Genomic DNA, 22,844 nt, shown 5'->3' on the forward strand with positions numbered 1-22,844 from the left:
TCTTCGAATTTCATCCTATTAGGATTTTAAGCAGGTCATTTTAATTTGGGTGAGGTTTTCCACATTGATTTCAATTTGTAATTCAGAATGCTCATTAATAGCGATTAAAATGTTTTCTTTCAGTTCTAAGCTTTTGATAGGGTTTGTATTTTCAAAAAACATTCCCCATACCAATTGGTCTTCAGCATCCGTACAAGCAATAAAGCCTTCATTGCCCATTTGACCATCACCGCCAAGGATTTTCCCGCCTTGATAATCCATACTTACCCATTCATCCACGACCGTCCAAGATTCATTATTATACTTTTCTATACTTTCAATGGTCGTGTCACATAAGGGTGAGCAAAATAATTCACTTTCTTTTGTGTTAGGGTTATAGGTGCTGTAAGTATTCAGAATTGTTATCGTTCCATTTGGAAAGAGAATGCCATTCATACCGGGCAATTCATGTTTTTCAGAATTCCAATGCTCCGCAATAATCATATTCATGACAGAACCCCATTTATATTTTTTTCCAGTCATTCATTGTGTACTTCCTCAACCTCTTCAACCTTTGCAGCAAGTCCTAATTATTTTACCAACTAAACGCTATGCTCCACCATGCATCAAAACAACCATTATTGTACGGATACGCACAATGGTCAAGCCTGAATGCCGAAAAAACCGAGATCCTTCTATTAAGGATGCCGGTTTTTTGGTTGACCATCTTATGCCCCTGTTCCAAAGCGCTTGCGATAGCCGCATTTTCGGCAAAGCTCCTCGACCGCTTCTCTGCGGGAAAAGCCTTCCACCAGCTTAATCGCCCGATCACCCTCGATAATGTCCGAAAAGGGTTGATCATTAATATTTCCAAGATCAATGACGCCTTCACCATCCAGGCAGCAGGGTACGACCGTTCCATCGACCAAAATGCCCGCCTGATTGCGCAGCCCATAGCAGAAGCCTTTGCCGTCATCCTCTTCTGCCTTTAAATCTGGCCATTCAAACTCATGATCCTGATTCAAGTAAATGCGGTCGGCAATTTTCAGTCCTTTACCTGGAGCAACCCGCTCCTCAATGAAATAATCCAACCCGAATTGCTGCTCAATGATTGACAAAACGTCGCGATTGCGCTGTCGCTCCGCATTTGTCGCATTATCGGTATGCAAATTCCAAAGGCGAAGCGATATGATCATATTGGTCCGCTCAACCGCTTCACGTGCAAAATCCAATACGCTTCGCACATATCCCTCTTTATTCGTCGAGCCAACATGCCCATCAAAGCTATGCAAGGAAAAATTCATTTGGCGCAGCGCCGGCTTTGTCAAAATTTTCTCCTTCACTTTATGAAGCAGCGTCCCGTTCGACGTTAAATTGACTTTAAAGCCGTGCTTTTGGCTAAGATCCAGCAACTCGTCAATTTTCGGATGCAGCAGGGGCTCACCTTTTAGATGAAAATAAATATAGTCCGTAAACGGTTTAATCTGCTCCAGCCGCTTCTCGAAATCCTCGACCTGAATGAAGCCCTTTGCCCGCTGTGTCTGGGGACAGAAGGTGCATGCCAAATTGCAGATGCTCGTAATTTCCACATAAAACTTCTTAAACCTCTTCATTCCTCGTTGCTCCATTCTGCTCGGTAGTCCTTCCTGCTATTATAGCATGCTCCCCGCTTGCGCGACCATTATGCTATAAAAGCCTCTAGCTTCAATGAAAGGATCGCCAGAAAGCGCCTTCTGTCGCAATAATGGAGCGTATTTGGGCATAAGGAATGCGGAATGTCGGGAACCCGGCAGCATATGGCGCAATATCATACGGATTGAAATAAAGATGCAGCGCATCCTCCGTTACATAAAAAGGCTGATCCGGTTTTATTCCGGTATACGTATCTGGGAACACATAGCTATACTGAGGATCGTTCTTAATTTGCTCGCCAACGATATCGCTCAGCACCTGTACATAATTGCTTCCTGGCTGGAACAGATTTCTCAGCTCGTACATGGACCCGTCGATGACATTGATGTGGCTGTAAATCATAGTCGGCATGCCATGTGCAGCCCCAAACGGGAAATGATAGCCGTTTAACTGCAGGACGAGCAGGTTTTTGTGAAACCAGGTGACATCAAAATCACCGTCATACGAATACTCCAGCTGCACATTCGCCGGGATCGGCTTCACCTGAGACAGCTCCGCAAGCCGGCGGTTTACCTGCTGCTGTGCCGCTTGATTGACCATGCCCTCTACGCTTGGATAATACACTAAATAATCAACGTTCGGTTTATATTTATGTTCCTTGACTCGAAGGGGGACTCGCAGCGGAATAACCGTATTGCTTTGCCAAATAAGGCGTCCGCTGCGCGTATAATAGGACTCGCGGTTATCGACAATCGCCTGCACAACGCCATCTATGATCGTTAACACGCCTCTGCCAGACAGCCGAGGATACCCCGGAGCGGGCTGTCCCTTCGTATTAATAAAATAGGTCTGCTTCCCGTCAGTAACGGAGGCCAGCCCATATTTATAATCCGACACATCCGTGAAAAAATAATCCGTCAGCAGCTTGCCGTCATGATCTGCAATGGCATAAAGGGAGCCCAGATACGGCTGATCGGCGTTTCTCGCCTTTCCAAGCGCCAATCGCTGCTCGCCAAGCTGGCGAATATCATTATAGGCTGGCTGAACGACATAGCCGCCCCGCTTGTCAATGACGCCATACAGCGCGCCAAAATCCTCCGCTGTATTCACAATGGCCCGGCCATCCTGAAACGGCATAGCTGACGTAAACGCCGGATAAATGACCGATTGGCCGCGCTCATTGATGTACCCGTATTTGCCATTTTGCTCTGGCTGATAGGAAAGCAGCCCTTCCCCAAGCTGGCCCACATCATAAAACGGGTATTCGGCAAGCTTGCGTCCGTTTCGATCAATTAGCGCAAAGGCCTGCTCATGCAGCTTGACGACGACTTTTCCTTTCGCAAAATCGCCGGCGCTTTCGAACTGTGCCGGTATAACCTCCGCCCCTTTACGATCCAAGTACCCATATTTGGAGCTGCTGTCGGCTTCATTCATGACATAGAACATCGCCCGTTCATCTGCAAACGCAGAAATGTATGAATAGGCCTTAGGGGTAAGAACATTCCCTCGCTCATCAATGATTTTAAAGCCTGCGCTATCTATGATGACCGCCCGGCCTTCCGAGAATAGGCCAATAAAATCATAGATCGGCTGAATCCGGAAAGCACCTGACATGTCAATTAGACCGCTCTTGTTGCCTGACTGCACGACAGCGAGCCCATTTGGCTGAAAAGCATCCGCACTGCTGTATTGCGGCGCAATGACGAAGCTTCCTTTTGCGTCGATATAACCCCATTTTGTTCCGCTCGTCGTCTTTACTGCTGCCGGAAGCAGTACGGCTCGGCGAGCATGCTCCATTTCCCCTGTTTCCAATGCAGCTTCTGCATATTGCGTTCCAGCGTGATCCATGACGTCCATGTCGGCAGTCATTCCTGTTGCTTGCTGGGCCGCCTCTGTGCCTGCCTCTCCTCTGCCATTAGCCAATATGATGGCATGCTTTAATTGCTTCAGCACCTCAAGGGATGGATAAGGCTCAGGAAAGCTAAGCGCCTTGTGGACAGAGGCAAGCGCCGCCTGCAACTGGCACGCTTTAAACTGCGCATCTGCAAGATGAAACCAGTAGAAGCCAAAATCCGGCTGCTCAGCTACCATTCGCTCATAATAATGGACGACTTTGCAGAAGTAATAAGGATAGACATCTTGCGCCGGAACAAGCATTCCTTTCGACCAGCGCATGACATGGACATCATACGCTTCCCCCGTGTCATGTGCCCACAATGCCAGTTCGGCCTGCCCATCTCTTCCCGCTGGTCCCGGCATATCCTCCACATCCACATAGCTGAAATTGATGCCATCCGGCAGTACAGGGCAAAGCTTGAAATTGCTGTAAGCATACACCGAAAGCGTGGACCAAATTGCCCCAATCTGCCAGCCAATGATTAAATTACAGCATAGATAGCTAGTTACAGGGGCGGCAGTCATTACCGTTACGCCGTACCCGCTTCCTTTCACACAAGCGCCTATCACCCAGCCAAACTGACAATGCTGCAAAATCATAACATAATATTCGTTATTCAAACGATACACCGCTGCTACCTCGGGGCAACCGTCCCCATTAAAATCCGCCACTACAACTGCATAATGTGGAGACGGGCACGAAATTTCAGCCAGCTCCGCTCCAACTGGCAAGTGAGCGGCAGCCAATCGCACCCACTGCATGTCATCCGTATTCATGATCCTCACACCCCACCCGTATACGACTGGAATTTATCCTTAACAAACTAAACATATGCAGGAGAAAAAGGAATATGATCGCGTTCACGAATGTCAATGATATAAGAAGACATATTATTTATTATGTAAACAAAATAAAGCCGGGACATTCCCTATCAGTGGTACGCTCCCATCATAGTAGACAGTAGAAAAAACAAAAATTTCTACGTCTACTCATGATGGGGGTTTTTCTCATGTCAAAAAGAAGTCCTGTTCCTTTAGAAATCAAACTACAAATTGTACAACGATGTCTGGATTACCGTTCCAACCCAAATGCTGAGGCTAAACACATGGGGGTGAGCCAGGACTCAGTCAAGGATTGGATCAGAAAATATAGCGCACATGGATTGGACGGGTTAACGGAATCGAAAACGTGGAAAACGTATGCCAAGGAATTGAAGCTTGATGCAATCCAGGATGTTGTGTCTGGTCGTTTATCCTTAACTGCCGCAACAGAAAAATATCATATTTCAAGCAGAAGTGTGTTGTCGAAATGGCTAACCAAGTATACTGAGGAGATCAAATGGAAACCTGCGCGTAAAGGGAAAGGACGATCTCCTATGAACAAAGGACGTAAGACAACGCTTGAAGAACGGATTGAAATCGCACAATATACGCTGGCTCATGACTTGGATTATTCAAAAGCGATGGAGAAGTTTGGTGTATCTTATCAACAGGTATATGCATGGGTACGAAAATACCAAGCAGGTCAAGAAGGAGCCCTTCAGGATGGTCGGGGACGTAAAAAGCCTGTAGAAGAACTCGGCGAGCAAGAACGACTCAAGCTACGGATCAAAGAACTAGAAGCCCGAAATGAATACCTAGAGATGGAGAATGCCTTCGCAAAAAAGTTGGCAGAGATCGAGCGACGAAAACCACGTTAACGCTGGTTCGACATGTACAGCGGTATCAAGCGATACAAGAACTATACGTTGAGAAAGGATACGCGATTGCAGCATTATGCGCGTTAGCTAGTGTGGCTCGATCTGCCTACTACAAGTGGTTAAAGTGGACACCTTCTGCCAAAGAACGTGAAGCACGTATGCTTGCTAAAGAAGTGAAGCGTCATTATGAAAAGCGAGATGGGATTTTGGGCTATCGCCAAATGCGAACCCAGTTAAATCGAAAGCTGAACCAGAAGTACAACAAAAAGCGCTATTACCGAATCATGCGTGCGCTGGAGCTAAAAGCAGTCATTCGTAAAAAACGGCCACATTACGTAAGTGCCACAGCGCTCCATGTGGCTGAGAATAAAATGAATCGCGACTTTGATGCCTCTGCTCCAAATGTAAAATGGTCTACGGATGTAACCGAACTGAAATACGGAAATGGGCGTAAAGCGTATTTAAGCGCTGTTATAGATCTGTACGACAACGCCATTGTTTCATGGGTGCTCAGTCATTCCAACAACAATAAACTCGTGATGGATACGCTGAAAAAAGCGTATACCAAAAATCCAGGTGTGTCCCCGATGATCCAGAGTGACAGAGGTTTTCAGTACACGTCCCATGAGTATAAAAGGCTTCAATTGAAGTATGGATTTACGAAGAGCATGTCTCGTGTGGGTCGATGCTTGGATAACCAGCCAATTGAACGATTTTGGGGTACGTATAAGTCAGAAAGTTATTATCTTACGAAGTATGATGCCTATGAGAGCCTATACAGCGCCGTTCGCCGTTATATGAACTACTATAACAACTACCGTTATACGGAATGTCTGGACGGCTTGTCTCCAAATGAATACCGCAGAGCGGTATAACAAAGATACCTTAGCACGTCATCCGAGTTAAGGTATCCATCTGAACTGTTTTTTTGTTTTTTTGACTGTCTACTTGACGGGGAGCACTTCACAGGAGCATCCGGCTTTATTTTGTCTAATTAACCATTCGTTCGATTTAACGTAATCAAATAATTATATTTGCTTGCATGCTTCAACTCGTCTAAAATAATGCCAAAAACCGTGTCTCTGTATATACCTTCGGGCAAACCGAACCATATGTTGCGATATTTTTCCACCGCAGCAAGCTCTCCTAATAAAGCTTCCTCTAATCCGGCAAGATAGGAGCTCACTGGCTGATGGGGCTCATTACTGACTCCGGTAATTTCCTGACCGGTAAGCTGCCTGTAAATTCCGCGAAACATTTGGTTGTGGCTGCGCTCATCATTGCGAATAGACATAATGATCCCTGCCTGCTCGGCATTCGGCGCAAGCCTAATGAGCTCATCATAGAACAACTCATCATTTCGTTCCCCTTGTACAGCTTCTTTAATTAACGTTAACGCATGCTGCGGGGTTGTTGCCCATACTGGCATAAACACCGAGTTTCTCCATTGATAGTTAACCCAATTCATCGACTAGCCTCCACAAATAAAGATCATGATTTAGATCAGCATATGTGTGAGCAGCCCATTTGTTGACAATTGCTAAATGGACTGCTTAACTGCCATTAATGGGCTTACCTATCCTTTCTTCTTGCTTGTCCGTATATAGCGACATCATTGACTGCAGCTCTTGAAGCAGCCTCTGGCGCAGCTCTAACGGCTCAAGAGCCTCGATCGTTGAACCGAATTTAAGCAAAATTTCGCAGGCGGATTCCAGTGTATTGAAAAGCACATCCACCTTAATTTCATCCTGATTAACAGTGCCTACTGCCGTAACCGTTACATACCACTGCTTACGAAATCGGGGCAGGTCTGCTGCCCTCATGCGGATTTTCGCCGGATAACGCGGCAGCTCAGACTTGAACTGCGAAATGGACTGCTGCCAGTAAGAGGCTAAATCGAATCGTTCCGGCCGATCGAAGCTCTCCCCTTGTATAGCCGCCTCATGAAGCCGAGAAATACGATACGTTCGCCTTCCGCCTTCCGTATCAGCAACGAGGTACCATGCATGATTTTTCGCCACAAGCCCGAGTGGTTGAACAAGCCTTTCAGCCAGCTCCGCTCCGCGCGTATATGAAAGGAGCAGCTTCCGCTCCAGCCAAATCGCTTCTTGAATTAGCGGAAGAAGCGGCACCTGCTCGCTTGCTTCCTGCCAGCCCGCCCCGTCGATATGGATGCGCTGCCGCACCTTTTCTGCTTCCTCCCGATACATCGACGGAAATGCGGCGATCAGCTTCTGAAAAGCAGCATCAAAGTTATCGCTGATCCCTAATTCTAAGGCAATTCCCGTAGGCTGGGACAGAAGCAGCGACTGGATTTCCTCCTTTTTCATCCCGGTCAAATTTGTCCGATAGCCCTCGGCAAGCATCCAGCCGCCATTCGTCCCGCGCTCTGCCACGATTGGAATGCCCGCAGTACCAAGCGCCTCCATGTCGCGATGGATGGTCCTTCCCGATACTTCAAGCTGGCTAGCCAGCTCCTGTGACGTCATTCTGCCGCGATTTTGCAGCAGCAGCAATATTGCAATTAATCGATCTGCCCGCAGCTGATATCCCTCCTGTCATTATGTCGCTTTTCCGTCGCTCGCTTCCGGAATCGGAATTGTTTCTAGCGTAGCTGCATAGTTCCCCCAATGTGGGCGTGTGCCACCTTCATCGTCAAACGCGTATTCCTCCGAGAGCCCCCAAGTGCTTAGCGCTTTCCCTGTTTTGAGATGTATCTCTGGATCAGCTGCGAGCGCGGCAACCGCTCCACCAATATAGGCAGGTGTTTCAGACATTATAAAATGCGGCTCCTGGGCAGCAGCTTCACGCCAATTTTCCTTCGTTACACCAAAATAATCCAGCATCGCCTCCGAACGCAGGAAACCAGGCGTCAAAGCGACCGCCGTCACCCCAAATGGCCGTAAATCCTCCGCCATCGCTTTAGCCAAATGGATAACCGACGTTTTGGCCAAGCTATAGTACAAATTTCCGCGATACTGGTTGTCTACTCCGTCGGTAACTTCAATAATAAGCCCCTGTTTTCTAGCTGTCATAAGCGGAGCACCATAATAACTTGTAATCATATGTGAAAAAACAGCACGCTGCTGCATAAGCAGCCCATTCTCCAGCGAATGCTCCCAAAACCGCTTGCCCCACTCGGTTAATGGATCACCGCCCCATACATCATTCACCAGCAAGTCTAACTGACCGTTCTGCTCGGCTGTCACCCGTTCAAACAATGCCTGAACCTCCGACTCCACCGTGTGATCCACACGCACAGCAATACCAACTCCCCCTGCTGCCGCAACCAGCTCCGCCGTTTCGTCGATGGTCTCATGCCTGTTCATATTCGACAAGCCGCCTCGCACACTGCGCCCTGTGCAATAGACGGTAGCCCCTGCTTTGCCCAAAGCAATTGCAATCCCTCTGCCCGCTCCTCTTGTCGCTCCCGCCACAACAGCGACTTTTCCGGCTAATGGTTTCATGACAAGCCACGCTCCCTTTTATTTGCTTCTTCTAGTCTCGCCCATTATAACGCTTTCTAGATGACAACGACTGTCATATATCTCAAACGATGAAGGGGGAAGCGCTTAAAAATAAAAAGGGCAAAATAAAATCGTTAGTGGGAATGTGCGCCTCTTTCCCCGCATTCCCACTAACGATTGTCATACGCTGTTATTTTACAGACGGCAAACGCCCTTCGCGCAGGTCGGTGCCGTCGGACATTCACAGTGAGTTCGGAGCTCATCGAGCTTAAGGATAATAATTTCACCGCGGACGACCTTGATTACTTCTTCATCCTTGAGCGCGGCAAGCATGCGATTGACACTTTCACGCGTTGCTCCAATCAGCTCAGCAAGCTCGTTGTTCGTCAGGCGAATATCTATGTGCAGCCCTTCTGGACGCAGCACCCCGTACATATTGCTAAGCCGAATCAGCGTCGAAGCGAGCGCGCCCAATTTGCCGAACTGCGTCAAATCCCGAAGCTTTGAATGGCTAATTTGCTGCATCATGCCTAACCACTTGGCAAAGCTTACCGCCATACTCCCATTTGTACGAAGCAGCAGCTCCAATTCGTCAGAGGCGATAAGACCAGCCACAACGTCCTCCGTTGCTTCGGCACTCATGCCATGCAGCAGTTGTCCTTCACCGCCATATTCACCGAGAAAATCGCCGTGACTTGCAAATGACAGCGTTAGACTTTTGCCATCCGCCATCATCCGAGTCAGCTTTATTCTGCCTGAAACAATTAAATAATGGTAGCTCGCTGCATCGCCTTCCCAAAATAAATGATTGCCCGCCTCATAACGGTGCATGTTCATCCGCTCAGTTATACGTTCCAAATCAGCTGGGGTGAAGAAGGCCGCAATACCTTCTCCTTGTGCAATAGCAGGTCGAGCGAAGCTGCCTCGTTCATTAGAGCTATTTGCGCTCATCTGGCTCATCCCCCTCCCGTTTTGTACATCATACCAATATATGACGTCTTTGTGCATACAAATGAGGAAGGAAATTGTTAAAAGCAGTTTTTTTCGCAAAAAAGCTGCATCGCAGCCCTCATCAGTTCATACAGAACTATGATTTGCTGGATGCAGCTTGCTTTTATTTAATTGTCCCCCTGCTCAGCGTCATCTCGCCGAGGGCTTCAGTCCTGTGCTTTCTCCGTCATTTTTGTGATGAACAAGTCGTTGATACCATTTCCGCAACAGAGGCAACACGTAGTAGTCAAGACCATATTTGCCAGCATTCGCGCCACCGACGATGATAATGACACCGAGCAGCACCATCCATGGGTTAACCGAGATCGTTCCAGCGAAGAGGAACATAAAGTTCATGAGAAGCCCGAAAAATACAGCTGCTGTCGTCAGTGCACCAACGATGAGTCCTAACCCTACAAGAAATTCACCAAGCGGGATAATAAAATTGAACAGCTTTGCATTAGGCAGTGCGAAATTCTCTATAAATGCAGTATACGTTGGATAGACAGCGAGGCCTGTTGCCCGGTCAGCTACTGGATTTTCAACTGCATTTTTCAAAAATCCTGCCGTATCGAAGCCCCCGCCTGTCAGCTTGCCCCAGCCCGATTCCAGCCAGTGATACCCGACATATAGTCTAAGCAGCAACAGCGCACCTGCCGCAATTCGATTTTCTCTCAGCCATTTGTATAACATGACCACTCACTCCTTAAGTGTTTATGTGTTGTTTGTTTCTGTCTTTATCATAAGGGATGAGCGATCATTAATATGTGATTTTTTTCACAACAAACAAAAAGATTGGCTAATACCGTCTATTTGTGTCGTTTATTTGAACGCATACACTAGGCTTGACAGTCACTGCGCCACCTTTGATCCAAGTGTCAGGATGTTGCTGATTATGTAAGTGGCGCAGAGCAACTGGCTGGAACAATGAGGCAGACCGCTAGCCTGGTGTCGGCTTAAACGGACTTTCTCCATCTCTCAAGCTTTTCCCAGCGATACGCTGATAGATAGTTTTCAAATAGGGCAAAATGAAATAATCCAGCCCGAACTTGCCCGCATTGGCTCCTCCAATTAGAATAATGCCACCGAGCAGCACCATCCAAGGATTGATGGATATAGCGCCTGCAAATAAATACATGAAATTCATGAGCAATCCGAACAATACGGCCGTTGTAGTAAATGCGCCTACAATTAGTCCCAGGCCCACAAGAAATTCACCAATGGGAATAATCAGATTAAATAGGCCTACGTTGGGCAAGGCGAAATTCTCCAAAAATCCCGTGTATACTGGATAAACAAGCTGGCCTGTCGCATTATCCATAATCGGTTTTTCGACAGCATTCGCTATAAAGCCCGCCGAGCTAAAACCTTCTCCAGTCAGCTTGCTCCAGCCCGCCAAAAGCCACTTTGTCCCAATATACAAGCGAAGAAACATAAAAATACCCGCCGCAATCCGGCTCTCCTTCATCCATGTTAATACCATCACCATTAACCTCCTTTCGTCTAATTTCGTCGAGCAATTTCATTATATAGGAAATTATGAATAATGTATGTATTTTTATTAAAAATTGATCAAATTGAATTTTGTTGACTTTTAATTAAATTTGAGGCAATTAATTAAAAGTTTCATAATTTTAATTATGTAAACATAAGCTGCAAAAACAGACAGCTATAAGCGGCTCATTTTCAACCGACATCCTCACACACAAAAAACGCCGCATCAACGATGCAACGCTTCCTCTCTTGCGCTATGCCCATCGGCTAAGCTTTTCTGCTGCCAATCTTCATTTTATCCGCAATATTATTCATCGCATTTTGCAGTTGTTTATTGTCTATATGCGTATAAATTTGCGTCGTCGCTATACTCGCATGACCCATAAGCTCCTGCAACGTACGAATATCCGTACCGCTGCGAATTTGCAGTGTCGCAAAGGAATGTCTTAGCTTATGACTGGAAAGCTTTTTGCCCTCAAGCTCGGGCAGCTTTTTCTTCATCAGTCCAATCGTGTCATCCGCAACGGTCTGAATCATGCGAATAGACAGCCGCCTGCCAAATTGCGAGACGAACATCGCCTGTTCCTTCAGGTGCCCTGGTGTTTTTCGCACCTCTATCGCCCGGCGAAGCACCTCCTGTAACGGCTCTGGCAGCGGGACAACTCGCCATTTCCGCCCTTTTCCTAAAATATGTAGGGAGCCGTCGGAGTGAAAATGCTGCATGTCCAGTCGATGCACCTCACCAACCCGCAGCCCCGCATAGCACATGAGCAGCATAATCGCGAGATTACGCTCATAATATTTTCCGCCAATCGCAGCAACAAGCTGCTCCAGCTCACCCTCCTCCAAATAGACAGGGATGCGCCCCTTCTCTTGCTTTGACTTGGCAATAAGTGCAGCTGGATTAACTCTGAGAGCCTCCAGCTCGATTAGCGCCTTATAAAAGGAACGCAAGGAGGAGAGCTTGCGATTGCGCGCTTCATCCCCTGCCCCTTTTTCACGACATGCCGACATAAATCGCACCATGTCTAATTTCCCAACCTGATCAAGCGCCTTCGGATGTACCATATGTAAAAAATGCCGTGTGTCACTTAAGTACGCCCGCTGCGTCGCTGCCGTCATCCCTTTGTTTTTCATCCAAACGGAGAACAGCTCCAACTCCTGCGTGTACGTATCCATAATTTCATGCTGCCACATGCTGCTTGCTACCTCCAGCTCCTCAAATGCAAGCTTTTAAAGCTTAAATTTGATATATTCCTTATCATAGCTGATAAATATAATGCCCGTAAAGTGAAACTGCGTGAAATATGTATTTCACGCAGTTTTTTTGACGATTAAATTTACGCAAACGGACGCTTTTTCCGGCATTAACGCGTGATTTTACCCCCATATTCGGTTATTTCCATTTCGATGCTTACCGTTATTGGAATTTCGGGAAACAGCTCCTCCCAACGGCCCTTTATCTTCTCCCACATGCGAGGATGCTGAATGCTAAACTGCTTGCCGAGGCCAAGCACATCCGTTCCATATTTCTGCTGAACCTTTTTCAATGCTTTGTCCGTCAGCCTTCGCACCTCTTTCTGAGCACCTTCCTCTGCCTGCTTCTTGAAGGCCGGATCTATCGGTTCATTATTGTTCAACCATTCCTCGATCAGCCGTCCCTGTGACTTTATGCTAATGTGAAAGGAAATTTGGTCTCCTGCTACTTTGGCATCAATGTCGCTCTTCATGCTTTTGACCTCATAAACGATCGGCTGATGGCTGTCCTCATAATAGCTTTTAACTAATCCGCCTTCTCCCTTTCCCGTTAGCCAAACACAACCCGTTGTTTCCTCTTCGGTCAAAAGACCTTGTATTTTTTGCGTTTTGCCTTTAATAACGGCTCCACCGGAAAATTTGACCTCCCCCTCTGCGGCAATAATATTTTGCAGTAAGTAGCTTTGCTCGCCATACATCTTGCCCTCCAGCTTTGATAATGTCATCGGCTCTAAAATATTCAAGGAGCGATAACGATTATCCACAAGTCCCGCAAGCCGAAAGGATGGAATAATAGCTTTGTCCTTCGCGACCAATGAGCTGCGTGCACTCCCTTTACTGATCAGGACGAGACAGCTTGGCCGAATATCATTGTCTCGCAGAAAAAAATCAAGCAGCTCATTCATGCTATATTTTCGCAAAAGCTTCTCATTAATGACAATGACCTTTAAATGATGACCTATAACCGGTCGCTCCATGCGCGTCGCAAACTCCCGAATGAGCTGAAACATAGAGTCTCCCGTCTCAGAAATATTGTAATAGGGCTTTTGCGATGTCGGAGCCTGTCCCCCGCTATGCTGGCTCTCAGATTGTACATTTATAATTTGCAGCGTATACGTGAGCAGCTTGCGTTTGAGGTAGTCGCTTCCCATGCTGCGTAATTTTTTCTCAAGCTCTGTCTCACTCGCTGGATCTAGCCCCATACCGACATAGATGCTCTGATCCTCAATCTCATCCTTGCTCCAGCAGCCCGTTTGCAGGGGCAAAACGACTGCACAAACCGCAATCAGAAGCGAGCGCTTGACTATATGGCTAATATGCATGCTTGCTCGACCTCCATTTCGTCACCATCAATAAAATAATCGGAACGACCCCAAACAAATACAGCGCGACTTTTCCAATCCAATCTCCTAATGTAAATACGTCGTCTAGCTTTTTCGGAACGGCCACGAATATATAAACAAATGGAAGCAGCCCATACAGGCATGTTTTCATTTTGCGATTATAAAGCTGGGCAATGCCCAAAGCTGAAAAATAAAAAGCGGTAGTGAAGCTAGAGAAAATTTGCATAATCCAAATAAGCAGCAGCAAAAATTCAAAGCGTTCAAAAATGAGCCCCGACAATTCGAAGCTTCGAGCCAGATCAAGGGTCGGCCAGTTTCTCGTTAAGGTGCCATCTACGGACAACGCGCCAATGACCATAAAAACAGTCACAATATAAATGACGAGCGGAACCGCTATTCCTATAGTCACCGCTTTAATATTTTGACGTGGATTTGTCATATTAGCTGTTAACATAAGAATGACCTCAAAACCAGTAAAGGCGAGTGAGGTCGTCTGAACCCCTTTAAGAACAGGCCAAATTCCCTGTCCTAATACAGGACGCAAATTATCCAAATCAAATATGGTGAACCCCATTAAGGTTACGAGTAAATAAATGAAAATAGTCAGTGGTAAAATCAATTCAAAGAGGCGGGCAATAGCCCCAATTCCACCCAGCATTAAATACAGCCCCACCCACATAAATACAGAGGCCATCGCCCATCGAGGCGTGCCCTCTAATAATATAAAGCCAGAAACCTCGGTTAATGAACGAACTTGGAACGCGGCAGTCGCGGCAAAATATAAAATGATAATGGGACCTAGTAAATGTCCCAGCCACGCCCCCATTATTTTTCGGCTGTATTCATAAAAGGTTTGTCCGGGATAGGCTTGCGATAAAAGCGCCATTATGCCCCCTGCCACAATCGCTACAATGCCGCCAAACAACACCGATATCCAGGCGTCCGGCGTTCCCACCTTTTCCGCTGCTACTCGGGGGAGTGTTAAAATGCCGGAGCCAAGCATGAAGTTGGATATAATAACCGCGACCTGAATGGTCGTGAGTTTCGCTTGGGGAAGGCCGCCTTTGGCCTGTGGGTTCCCGCTCATTGGCTCACCTTTTTCTTGTAGAATCCTGTGGATAAAGCAGCTTAGGCCGCCGCTTCATCATCCGCAGCGGCGCACGCAAGAGGAAATCCTTCCAATCCCCAAGTCGATATGGCGCGGCTGGGCTGGCGTAAGGAACACCAAAGCTTTCCAGCCTCGCTATATGTGCTCCAAGCAGCAGAGCATATAACACTACACCATACATGCCGAAGGCTGCTGCACAGAACATCGCTGGGAAGCGCAGCATCCTTATCGAAATGCCTGTGCTATATTGCGGTATCGAGAACGAGCAAATGGCAGTAAGCGCTACTACAATGACGAGAATCGGGCTGACTATTCCCGCCTGAACAGCCGCTTCACCGATGATGAGGCCCCCTACGATTCCCATCGCAGGTCCAATCGGCTTCGGCAGCCTTAGACCTGCCTCCCGTAATATTTCGATGGCAATTTCCATAATCAAAGCTTCTACTAGGGATGAGAATGGCACGCCAACCCTCGTAGCAATGATGGAAATGACCAGTTTAGTTGGAATTAAGCCTGGGTGAAAGGAAATAAAGGAGATATAGGTTGCTGGAACAAACAATGCCATGATAGCAGCGAAAAAGCGCATCATTCTAAGCAGTGTCCCTGCCAGCCAACGCTCATAATAATCCTCTGGCGACTGCAGCAGCATGCTGAAGGTAACCGGTGCGATTAGCGCAAATGGCGTACCATCCAGCAAAATGGCTACCCTCCCCTCCATTAAAGCCCCTGTCACTCTATCTGGCCTCTCCGTATTTTGAATTTGCGGAAAGGGGCTTAAATAATTATCTTCAATCAGTTGCTCGATATAGCCCGATTCCAATACATTATCAATGCGAATTTTTGCCACTCGGCGGCGAACCTCTTCAATTAAAGCAGGATTTGCAATTCCTTTCATATAAACAATGTATAGATCCTTCTTCGCCCGCTCGCCTACCTGGAGCTTGAGCATACACAAGTCTTTATTTTCTCCCTGCTTGCGCAGCAATGCGATATTATCAGAAATATTTTCGTTAAATCCAGCCCTCGGCCCACGCACCAATGCTTCTGAAATAGGCTCTTCAATGGTGCGGCTTTTGCCAGCAAGTGCACGGATCAAGGTGATTTCTTTTATCCCATCAACGATTAAGGCAGTAAATCCTGTAAGTACCTTGGACAACATTTCCTCTAACGCTTCCACATCTATAATCTCGCTTGTGGTCAATAGCGTATTTTGAATGAGCTCCTTCGAAATCGGCTGAAGCTCTTGCGTATAGGACATTAAAGCTTTTAATACATGAGTATCAATTTGATCCCTATCCGTCAGCCCATTACAATACACAATAGCCGCTTTGAGCTTGGTTTGCCCCAGCTCAAACTGCCGTATGTTGATATCCCCATATTCCATTTGCTTCATTTTTATTACATCTAGACGGGTCTCTATGCTGTGTTCCTTATCCATCACTTAATTCCTTTCCGACTCAGCCCAGGTGAAAACGACGGATAGTATAAGCGGAACGATCAGCACGGCCAGCGCCTGAAGGAACACGGGGTATTCCGGTATATAGGCTAGTAATGTCTTCATGCTGCACCGCCCTCCCCTTGATTTCTGCGCAATGGAATAAAGTGTAGGCTTTCCTAAATTCCCTATTTTTAACCACAACCGCTGAAAAACAAAAAAAGCACCTCATGTCAGGACACTTTTGTAAAAGTATCCTAACATAAGGCGCCTAATGAATGAGGTTGCTTTCTTTGAACGGCTAGCTTATTTCAGTGAAGCGCGCTGCTTAGCACGAACGAGGATGATATTCATTCGGAGCTTAACGCCTCTAACGCCAGCAGCTTAACGCCTTTTGGCATAATGGCTCTAATCCGCTCTTTAACAGCCGGCTGGCGCATTTCCTCGCCAAAAATGACAACCGTCCCATGATCGCTGCTGGTACGAATCAGACGCCCCATGCCCTGTCTTAAGCGCAGCAGCATATAAGGCATATCGACTTCCTCGAAAGGCAGCTTGGCGTCCGCACGCCTTGCAGCAAACACGGGATCATTTGGAGGGAATGGCAACGACCATACAATGACCTGTGATAAAGATGGCCCCGGGATGTCGAGTCCCTCCCAAAGCGTCACGGCACATAATATACTGGACTCATCAGCTTGAAATGCCTCAATCAAATGGCTGATTTCCGACGTTCCTTCATACAGAAACCGTCTTTGCCGGGCAAACGGCTCATCATTCATCATCTGCTTGAAGCGAGCGAGCTCTTCACGAGAAGGGAACAAAATAAGCGTGCCGCCCTCCGCTTCACCAAGCAGCTTCACCGTTGCCTGCATCCGGCTCGCAAATTCATCCAGCACCTCAGAATCGGATGCAAGCACCCGCATTTTATTCTCATAATCATAGGGCGAAGCAACCGAGAACGACTCGGCCTGTTTAATGCCAAGACTGTCCATCGTATATTCGAAGGAGCCGTCAACCGATAGCGTAGCCGATGAAAACACAATCGGCATTTTGCGAGAGAACACCTGCTCCTCCAGCACTTCCTTTACCATCTTGGGCATAATCACAAGTGAAATGCCCGACTTATCCTCCATCACCCAGCTAATTGGTTTTTCCGGTTTGCGGAACAGAGAGAGAGCGTATTGAATCATCTCCAAATGCTCCTCGACGATTTTGAGCTGATATTCATCAAGCGTGAACAAGCCGCTTTCGAATACAAGCTCCTCCTCGATGAGATCAAGCAGCTGATGCAGTCGGTTTACTTCCTGTATGAGTGTGTTGTCCCACATCAGCTCACGGCGATCTGACGCTGCTACAGCGCGGCTGCTTTGCTGGATTCGATCGAATAGCTGCTCGCTTTGCACAATTGCATCCTCTATAGCAAGCGCCAGCGATTCGCGGATTTCCCCTTCCAGCAAACGCGTAATAATGCTCTCAAATACCGCATGATTGAGCTTATAGGTTAATGCCTGCTGCGCTGCTGTTTCCAGTAAATGCCCTTCGTCGAATACGACGGAGCTATGCTCCGGCAGCAAGGGCAGTTGTCCCTCGCGCTTGCGCGCTTCATAAGTCCATACATGCTCCATATAAAAATCATGCGAGCAAATAATTAAGTCCTTCGATTTGCGGTAGTGATCACGCGATAGCGTCTGTCCGCAGCGATGTCTGCGGCTGCATACCATACAGTCCTGAAAGACGTCCCAGCCGACATGGTTCCATACTTCATCGCTGAGCTCAGGGTAATCCCGGCGATTGCCATATGGGTGAAAGCTTTGCATCGTTTCCGGCTTATGAACAAAATCCGGCAAGCTGCGGTAAATGTCGTCAAAATGCTCAGCGCCCTCTAATTGAGCGTCGCCGCGTGCATCATCAAGCTTGTTCAAGCAGACATACTGGTCTGGCGACCTTCCCAATCTGCTGTCGATTGTCAGCCCCAAATGACGGGAAAGCTTAGCAATATCTCCTTCCGGCTTTACCAATTGCTCGATGAGCGATTCATCCGCGCAGGCAATAATGGCTGGCCTCTGAGTATATCGCGCATAGCTAAGGGCATACAGTAAATAGACGAAGGTTTTGCCCGTACCCACTCCAGCCTCGGCGAAAATCGTCTGCTTGTCCGCATAAGCCCGTTCCAGTTGAAACGCCATATAAATTTGCTCATCGCGCAGCTCAAGCCCGGCCTCGGGAAGCTTCTCGTAAAAAACATCTGCGATCCAGTCGCTTGCCTGCTGCATATAAGGCTGTGACGGGTCAAAATCAAACGGATAATGATGGTGTGTCATACTTTGCAGCGCCTCCAAATAGACGCCCGAACGGCTGCGTTAAAATCACGCAGCCGTTCGGGCGGTTTTTTTTCAAATTGTAATTAAAAGTCGGATTTCGGTTTTCTAGGCTGCGGCTTTGGCTTGTTCTGCACGGCTGGCAAATGCTTCATGCTTCTTAGCATCGGTCCTTTGCATAACGGGCAGGTTTGCTCTGCCGAGGCGAATTCATCTCTTACCCACGCTTTGCATTCGGGGTTTTTACATTTCAAAATTTTGGTAGGTAATAATTTCGGTTTCGTAATGTCTTCGCTCGTAGCCAATATATTTTACATCCCTTTCATTTACACGTTCAGGCAATCTGAAATAATATATCACTTCATTGACGCTTTAGTCAAGACGCTCAACCCCGCCAGCCTCCCTGATCTGCCCAAAAAATGTTACAGTCTACCTTTGTATTTTCCAGTATTGGAAATCGTTATTTTCACATCAATTTGGCCCAGCGTATTGTTGTTTAATAGAAGCTGTTTGCTGTTATTCAGCTGATGCCAAAGCTTGGCGTCACTCCGATAAAGCACAGCAAATAAATTTAGCAGATCCGTTTGAGTCGCAACACCTTTCTCATAGGTAGCCATTATTTCATCGCGAATGGCTTTTGCCGCAAGCGCCTCCATCTCTTTTACTGTTGCCTCTTTTATCATTTCCTCCACAAAGGCTTTCGCCTTCAGCTCAACCTTAAACTGCAATTGCTTGTTGTTCCTAACATGCTGGATTCGGTAATGCGGTTTTACAATAATGAGGTTAGCCGTCGGAGATTCTCTATTTCCAATGAGAAGAACGGAGCGTTTATTTTCTTTTTGCACCCATCTTCTTCCAAGCAATTCTGTTTCTGAAAACCAGCTTATTTTTTCATTTTGCCGCATAAAATAAGCCCCCGTAATTTTAAACATTGGCATTTTACGGGCATCCTCCCTCCATACCTCCTTCGTTATGCCAATCGTAGGAATCATAGCCGTATTGCCCGGCTCATTAAATTCAGCAATAAATTTGAAGCCATATTGGGGATCCAGGCTGGAGCGTTGTGCATGGGTATCCTCGGGTGTATCCAAAATGGAATCCAATGCCGGCAAATTAAAAATCGACTTTTGTTTGAAGATGTCTACCATCGGCGTCTTCGTTGAATAGAGCAAAATATTATATCGCACCTCGCGATACCGATTGATGGCCTCGTAGCTTTGCCGAACAATTGCTTGCGATTTTAGAAGCTCCTCCGCCACCACGACAACTTTGACATGCCCCCAGAACATTCTGATCTGCGATGTTTCGGATAGTGACGACAATGCTTCTGTCACCGTCCTTCCTGTGCCGCGGCCGATCCATACCGGTACGTTTTTCCCTATTTCATTTTGCTCGGATTTTGCCACATTTAAGAAATTCAGCACCTGCGCGTAAGTAATAAAATGTCCATCCTTATAATCCAGTCCGATAGCTGTAGCATAAGCCATGTTTTGTATCGGCTTTGAATCAAAGCAGCCTGGACTTAGCAGCAGCAACCCAGCGATAAGGCCCCATTTTACCCACAAATTCATGCTAATCTTCCCCTTGCTTGTCCGAATCAACCGTATGCAATGTTTCTGGCCTTTGTTTCTGCTTTACCCAGGGCAGCCGAAGCGTAGCCGCAAAAAGCTCCTTCATCATAGGTGGAGAATAGGGCGACAAATATGGGACACCGAAGGAGCTAAGCCGTCCCATATATCCAATCAGCACAACAATCCCTAAAATAAATCCGAACATCCCCAGTAATGAAGCCGCTATAAACAGCAGAAAACGGATAACGCTCACCGTCGTACTTAACGACTGATTAACGAGCGTCGCTCCAGCTACTGCCGTAATAGCACCGACAACGACGACACTCGGCGAAACAAAGCCTGCCCGAATAGCAGAGTCTCCAATAATTAATCCACCAATGACGGTCAAGCTTTGACCGATGGAGCTTGGCAGACGGACACCGGCCTCTCTGAATATTTCCAGCAGCAGGAGCAAAATTAAAAATTCCAATGCGCCTGAAAAAGGCAGTCCAACTCGGGTAGCCGCCATCGTTGCCATCAGCCTGTACGGTATTTGATCCTGATGAAATGCGGAAAGCGCAATCCACAGCCCCGGCAGCAAAATAGAAATAAAAAAGCTGAAAATGCGCAGCAAGCGCGCAAAGGAAACGTATTGAAAATTAAAATACAAGTCCTCTGGCGATTTCAGCAGGAGCAGAAAGGTGCTTGGCCCAATTAAGACCATTGGATTGCCATCCAATATAACGATAAATCTTCCTGCCAGCAGGCTAGTTACGGCATAATCCGGACGACCCGTAAAATCGAGCAATGGAAACAAGCTATATTTCTCTTCCATAAGCATTTCTTCCAATTGGTTAATGCTGTAAAGTCCATCCACATCAATGCTATTTAAACGATTCCGCACCGCGTGCAGCACATCTGGCGAAATCATGTCGTCGATGTACAATAAACCAACCTTCGTTCTCGTTCGTCTGCCAAGCGTTGCCGTCTCGTAGCATAAAGATTGGCTGCGAATCCGTTTGCGAATGAGAGCCACATTAATGCTAACATCCTCTACAAACCCATCTCTAGGCCCTTTAATTGATACTTCTGTAGTCGATTCCTCCGGTGTACGATGAGGGTGCTGGCTGAGCGTCATTCGGAATAAGGTATTTGACTCATTCAATAGAAGCAGCAAATCACCTTGAAAAATCCACTCGCAAAGCTGCTCGGGCAACGCGTCCGCAGTTACAGGAATAAGCGGGAGCGTCCCGTATAATTTGCCCGATTGCAAATGAGCAAACCCATTTTTACGGTAAAGCTGCTCCAGATCAGGAAGAATATATTTCCCGATTTGAGAGGTATCGCATAATCCTTCGCTATAAACAAGAGTGACCTCTGAACGCACATCCTCATCAAATTGGAATCGCTGTATTAACACATCTGCAGAATGCGGAAATAAGTTGGAAATTGACTGCAAGCTCCATGGCTTGGCAGGCTCAGGCTTTGTTTTGTTCATGCGGGGCTCCCCTTCCCCTGCCGTCTCAGCAAAGCGATTGCAAGGAATATGGCCAATAGCAACAAAACTCCAAACAGTGAAACGGGAAAATAAAAATGATAGAGCCAAAGGTAAGAGGAGTAGCCATTAATGGGTATGTAGCCCAAGACAATATAGCCGAGTGTCAACAGTAAAATGAGTCTTCGCGCCGCCTTCTTGTTTGGGAAGGGAATCAATTCTCCCAATAAAAACATCGCAAAGCTTGTACGAATAACAGCCCCGGACAGCCATTGAAATTCTGATAAAAAATCAACATGCTCAATATTACCGAATTTTAAAAGCCGCCACTGCTCAAAAGGGGATTCCATCTGCTTCGCCGCCTCTACATGTCCGAACTCCACAATGCCTCCGATGATAGGCCCGAGCGTAATATAAATGAAGAGAATAGCCAAAATGAGAAGCTGCCATGCCTTAACCCGGGATTTGATTCGATGCTGAACAGCTAGAAGCAAAATCATTTCTACAAATCCACCACCAACATAAATCATGCCATGAATGGCGGGCTGCCAGCCATTTTCAAGGACGGGCTGCAATAGGCGATAATCCTTCTCTGGCGTATTGGCTATCGCCACAAAGTAACCAAGCACAATGACAATGGGAAGCATAATGCCTGCTGCGAGCGCAATCATGCGTATGCCAGATATGGCAAAATAGCAGCATACGAGACACAGGGTGATAATTAAAACCGATCTTGGCGTACTGGGCATATAATTGGTTGTGGTCCATCTGACCGTATCAATCAAGGTAAATCCCCCGATAAAAAGCAATTGTAGACAGATCGGAATGATCATCAGCCAAGCAATGAACGGATTCGTCTTGGCTGCCAGCCAAGGATGCAATTTCTGTTGACCGGATCTCCTCATAAATAGAACAAGCAATATGCACCAAGGTAGAAAGCATACACCAGTCAGCAAGACAGAAATCCATGCATCTCTGCCCGCAGCTTCCAAAATTAAAGGATTCACAATGACATGATTCGTTAAACCGACCGTCATCATGAGAATCATGCAAATTTGTAGGAAGCTAACTTGCTGCAGTGCCTTAACCATCTCGAAATCCACCCCAAGTGTTTGTTTTAAATGATAATAGCACTTATAGGTTTCCTTATTGATCCAATTTTATACACAATACTTGT

At 46.9% G+C, this 22,844-nt stretch carries 19 protein-coding genes and 1 pseudogene; 2 read left to right on the top strand and 18 right to left on the bottom strand.

Annotated elements, in window-relative coordinates; translation table 11 throughout:
- Positions 1–18: 18 nt before the first annotated feature.
- From V5J77_RS13705 to V5J77_RS13715, 3 genes are all read right to left on the bottom strand, one after another.
- Complete coding sequence (locus V5J77_RS13705) at positions 19–522, bottom strand: hypothetical protein (protein ID WP_338551407.1); 504 nt, start codon at positions 520–522, stop codon at positions 19–21.
- A 185-nt stretch (positions 523–707) separates the two neighbouring features.
- The gene (locus tag V5J77_RS13710) at positions 708–1,592 is read right to left on the bottom strand and encodes a radical SAM protein (protein ID WP_338551408.1); all 885 of its coding nucleotides are present in this window, start codon (positions 1,590–1,592) and stop codon (positions 708–710) included.
- 91 nt (positions 1,593–1,683) lie between these two features.
- Positions 1,684–4,284: a WG repeat-containing protein gene (locus V5J77_RS13715; protein ID WP_338551409.1), complete on the bottom strand. Its 2,601-nt coding sequence runs from the start codon at positions 4,282–4,284 to the stop codon at positions 1,684–1,686.
- Positions 4,285–4,517: 233 nt separating this feature from the next.
- Between V5J77_RS13715 and V5J77_RS13720 the strand changes: the two genes are divergently transcribed.
- Both V5J77_RS13720 and V5J77_RS13725 read left to right on the top strand, forming a co-directional pair.
- A complete protein-coding gene (locus V5J77_RS13720; protein WP_338551410.1) occupies positions 4,518–5,207 on the top strand; it encodes a helix-turn-helix domain-containing protein in 690 nt (229 codons plus the stop codon).
- A gap of 32 nt (positions 5,208–5,239) precedes the next feature.
- Entirely contained in the window at positions 5,240–6,082 is an 843-nt protein-coding gene (locus V5J77_RS13725; protein WP_338556511.1) for an IS3 family transposase, read from the top strand.
- Between the two features lie 119 nt (positions 6,083–6,201).
- Here the strand turns inward: V5J77_RS13725 and V5J77_RS13730 are convergent, their stop codons facing one another.
- From V5J77_RS13730 to V5J77_RS13800, 15 genes and pseudogenes are all read right to left on the bottom strand, one after another.
- Positions 6,202–6,675: a ferritin-like domain-containing protein gene (locus V5J77_RS13730; protein ID WP_338551411.1), complete on the bottom strand. Its 474-nt coding sequence runs from the start codon at positions 6,673–6,675 to the stop codon at positions 6,202–6,204.
- A gap of 85 nt (positions 6,676–6,760) precedes the next feature.
- Positions 6,761–7,696 (bottom strand): WYL domain-containing protein, encoded by a 936-nt coding sequence (locus V5J77_RS13735; protein ID WP_338551412.1) that lies wholly within the window; start codon positions 7,694–7,696, stop codon positions 6,761–6,763.
- A gap of 72 nt (positions 7,697–7,768) precedes the next feature.
- Positions 7,769–8,674, bottom strand: coding sequence for an SDR family oxidoreductase (locus tag V5J77_RS13740; protein WP_338551413.1), 906 nt, complete (start codon positions 8,672–8,674; stop codon positions 7,769–7,771).
- A 195-nt stretch (positions 8,675–8,869) separates the two neighbouring features.
- On the bottom strand, positions 8,870–9,625 hold the full coding sequence (locus tag V5J77_RS13745; RefSeq protein WP_338551414.1) for a Crp/Fnr family transcriptional regulator: 756 nt from the start codon (positions 9,623–9,625) through the stop codon (positions 8,870–8,872).
- 189 nt (positions 9,626–9,814) lie between these two features.
- On the bottom strand, positions 9,815–10,357 hold the full coding sequence (locus V5J77_RS13750) for a DoxX family membrane protein (protein WP_338551415.1): 543 nt from the start codon (positions 10,355–10,357) through the stop codon (positions 9,815–9,817).
- A gap of 247 nt (positions 10,358–10,604) precedes the next feature.
- Positions 10,605–11,147, bottom strand: a complete 543-nt coding sequence (locus V5J77_RS13755) for a DoxX family membrane protein (RefSeq protein WP_338551416.1) — start codon at positions 11,145–11,147, stop codon at positions 10,605–10,607.
- Between the two features lie 278 nt (positions 11,148–11,425).
- On the bottom strand, positions 11,426–12,355 hold the full coding sequence (locus tag V5J77_RS13760; RefSeq protein WP_338551417.1) for a tyrosine-type recombinase/integrase: 930 nt from the start codon (positions 12,353–12,355) through the stop codon (positions 11,426–11,428).
- Positions 12,356–12,525: 170 nt separating this feature from the next.
- Complete coding sequence (locus tag V5J77_RS13765; RefSeq protein WP_338551418.1) at positions 12,526–13,737, bottom strand: Ger(x)C family spore germination protein; 1,212 nt, start codon at positions 13,735–13,737, stop codon at positions 12,526–12,528.
- Positions 13,727–14,845 carry a spore germination protein gene (locus V5J77_RS13770; RefSeq protein WP_338551419.1) on the bottom strand — a complete coding sequence of 373 codons (1,119 nt, stop codon included), beginning with the start codon at positions 14,843–14,845 and terminating at the stop codon, positions 13,727–13,729. The genes V5J77_RS13765 and V5J77_RS13770 overlap by 11 nt, the downstream gene beginning before the upstream one ends.
- 4 nt (positions 14,846–14,849) lie before the next feature.
- A pseudogene (locus V5J77_RS13775) lies at positions 14,850–16,280 on the bottom strand (spore germination protein); the annotation flags it as partial.
- Positions 16,281–16,651: 371 nt separating this feature from the next.
- The gene (locus V5J77_RS13780) at positions 16,652–18,625 is read right to left on the bottom strand and encodes an ATP-dependent DNA helicase (protein WP_338551420.1); all 1,974 of its coding nucleotides are present in this window, start codon (positions 18,623–18,625) and stop codon (positions 16,652–16,654) included.
- An 83-nt stretch (positions 18,626–18,708) separates the two neighbouring features.
- On the bottom strand, positions 18,709–18,927 hold the full coding sequence (locus tag V5J77_RS13785) for a cold-inducible protein YdjO-related protein (protein WP_338551421.1): 219 nt from the start codon (positions 18,925–18,927) through the stop codon (positions 18,709–18,711).
- A gap of 117 nt (positions 18,928–19,044) precedes the next feature.
- Positions 19,045–20,193 (bottom strand): Ger(x)C family spore germination protein, encoded by a 1,149-nt coding sequence (locus V5J77_RS13790; RefSeq protein WP_338551422.1) that lies wholly within the window; start codon positions 20,191–20,193, stop codon positions 19,045–19,047.
- A 1-nt stretch (position 20,194) separates the two neighbouring features.
- Positions 20,195–21,670, bottom strand: coding sequence for a spore germination protein (locus V5J77_RS13795; RefSeq protein WP_338551423.1), 1,476 nt, complete (start codon positions 21,668–21,670; stop codon positions 20,195–20,197).
- On the bottom strand, positions 21,667–22,758 hold the full coding sequence (locus V5J77_RS13800; protein WP_338551424.1) for an endospore germination permease: 1,092 nt from the start codon (positions 22,756–22,758) through the stop codon (positions 21,667–21,669). Before V5J77_RS13800 ends, V5J77_RS13795 begins: the two co-directional genes overlap by 4 nt.
- Between the last annotated feature and the right edge of the window lie 86 nt (positions 22,759–22,844).

The sequence above is a fragment of the Paenibacillus sp. KS-LC4 genome (assembly GCF_036894955.1).
Lineage (GTDB): Bacteria > Bacillota > Bacilli > Paenibacillales > Paenibacillaceae > Pristimantibacillus.

Excerpts from the sequence above, each read along its gene's own strand:
- V5J77_RS13705 (WP_338551407.1), bottom strand. The coding sequence starts at position 522 with ATGACTGGAAAAAAATATAAATGGGGTTCTGTCATGAATATGATTATT.
- V5J77_RS13710 (WP_338551408.1), bottom strand. The coding sequence starts at position 1,592 with ATGAAGAGGTTTAAGAAGTTTTATGTGGAAATTACGAGCATCTGCAAT.
- V5J77_RS13715 (WP_338551409.1), bottom strand. The coding sequence starts at position 4,284 with ATGAATACGGATGACATGCAGTGGGTGCGATTGGCTGCCGCTCACTTG.
- V5J77_RS13720 (WP_338551410.1), top strand. The coding sequence starts at position 4,518 with ATGTCAAAAAGAAGTCCTGTTCCTTTAGAAATCAAACTACAAATTGTA.
- V5J77_RS13730 (WP_338551411.1), bottom strand. The coding sequence starts at position 6,675 with ATGAATTGGGTTAACTATCAATGGAGAAACTCGGTGTTTATGCCAGTA.
- V5J77_RS13735 (WP_338551412.1), bottom strand. The coding sequence starts at position 7,696 with ATGACGTCACAGGAGCTGGCTAGCCAGCTTGAAGTATCGGGAAGGACC.
- V5J77_RS13740 (WP_338551413.1), bottom strand. The coding sequence starts at position 8,674 with ATGAAACCATTAGCCGGAAAAGTCGCTGTTGTGGCGGGAGCGACAAGA.
- V5J77_RS13745 (WP_338551414.1), bottom strand. The coding sequence starts at position 9,625 with ATGAGCGCAAATAGCTCTAATGAACGAGGCAGCTTCGCTCGACCTGCT.
- V5J77_RS13750 (WP_338551415.1), bottom strand. The coding sequence starts at position 10,357 with ATGTTATACAAATGGCTGAGAGAAAATCGAATTGCGGCAGGTGCGCTG.
- V5J77_RS13755 (WP_338551416.1), bottom strand. The coding sequence starts at position 11,147 with ATGGTATTAACATGGATGAAGGAGAGCCGGATTGCGGCGGGTATTTTT.
- V5J77_RS13760 (WP_338551417.1), bottom strand. The coding sequence starts at position 12,355 with ATGTGGCAGCATGAAATTATGGATACGTACACGCAGGAGTTGGAGCTG.
- V5J77_RS13765 (WP_338551418.1), bottom strand. The coding sequence starts at position 13,737 with ATGCATATTAGCCATATAGTCAAGCGCTCGCTTCTGATTGCGGTTTGT.
- V5J77_RS13770 (WP_338551419.1), bottom strand. The coding sequence starts at position 14,845 with ATGAGCGGGAACCCACAGGCCAAAGGCGGCCTTCCCCAAGCGAAACTC.
- V5J77_RS13780 (WP_338551420.1), bottom strand. The coding sequence starts at position 18,625 with ATGACACACCATCATTATCCGTTTGATTTTGACCCGTCACAGCCTTAT.
- V5J77_RS13790 (WP_338551422.1), bottom strand. The coding sequence starts at position 20,193 with ATGAATTTGTGGGTAAAATGGGGCCTTATCGCTGGGTTGCTGCTGCTA.
- V5J77_RS13795 (WP_338551423.1), bottom strand. The coding sequence starts at position 21,670 with ATGAACAAAACAAAGCCTGAGCCTGCCAAGCCATGGAGCTTGCAGTCA.
- V5J77_RS13800 (WP_338551424.1), bottom strand. The coding sequence starts at position 22,758 with ATGGTTAAGGCACTGCAGCAAGTTAGCTTCCTACAAATTTGCATGATT.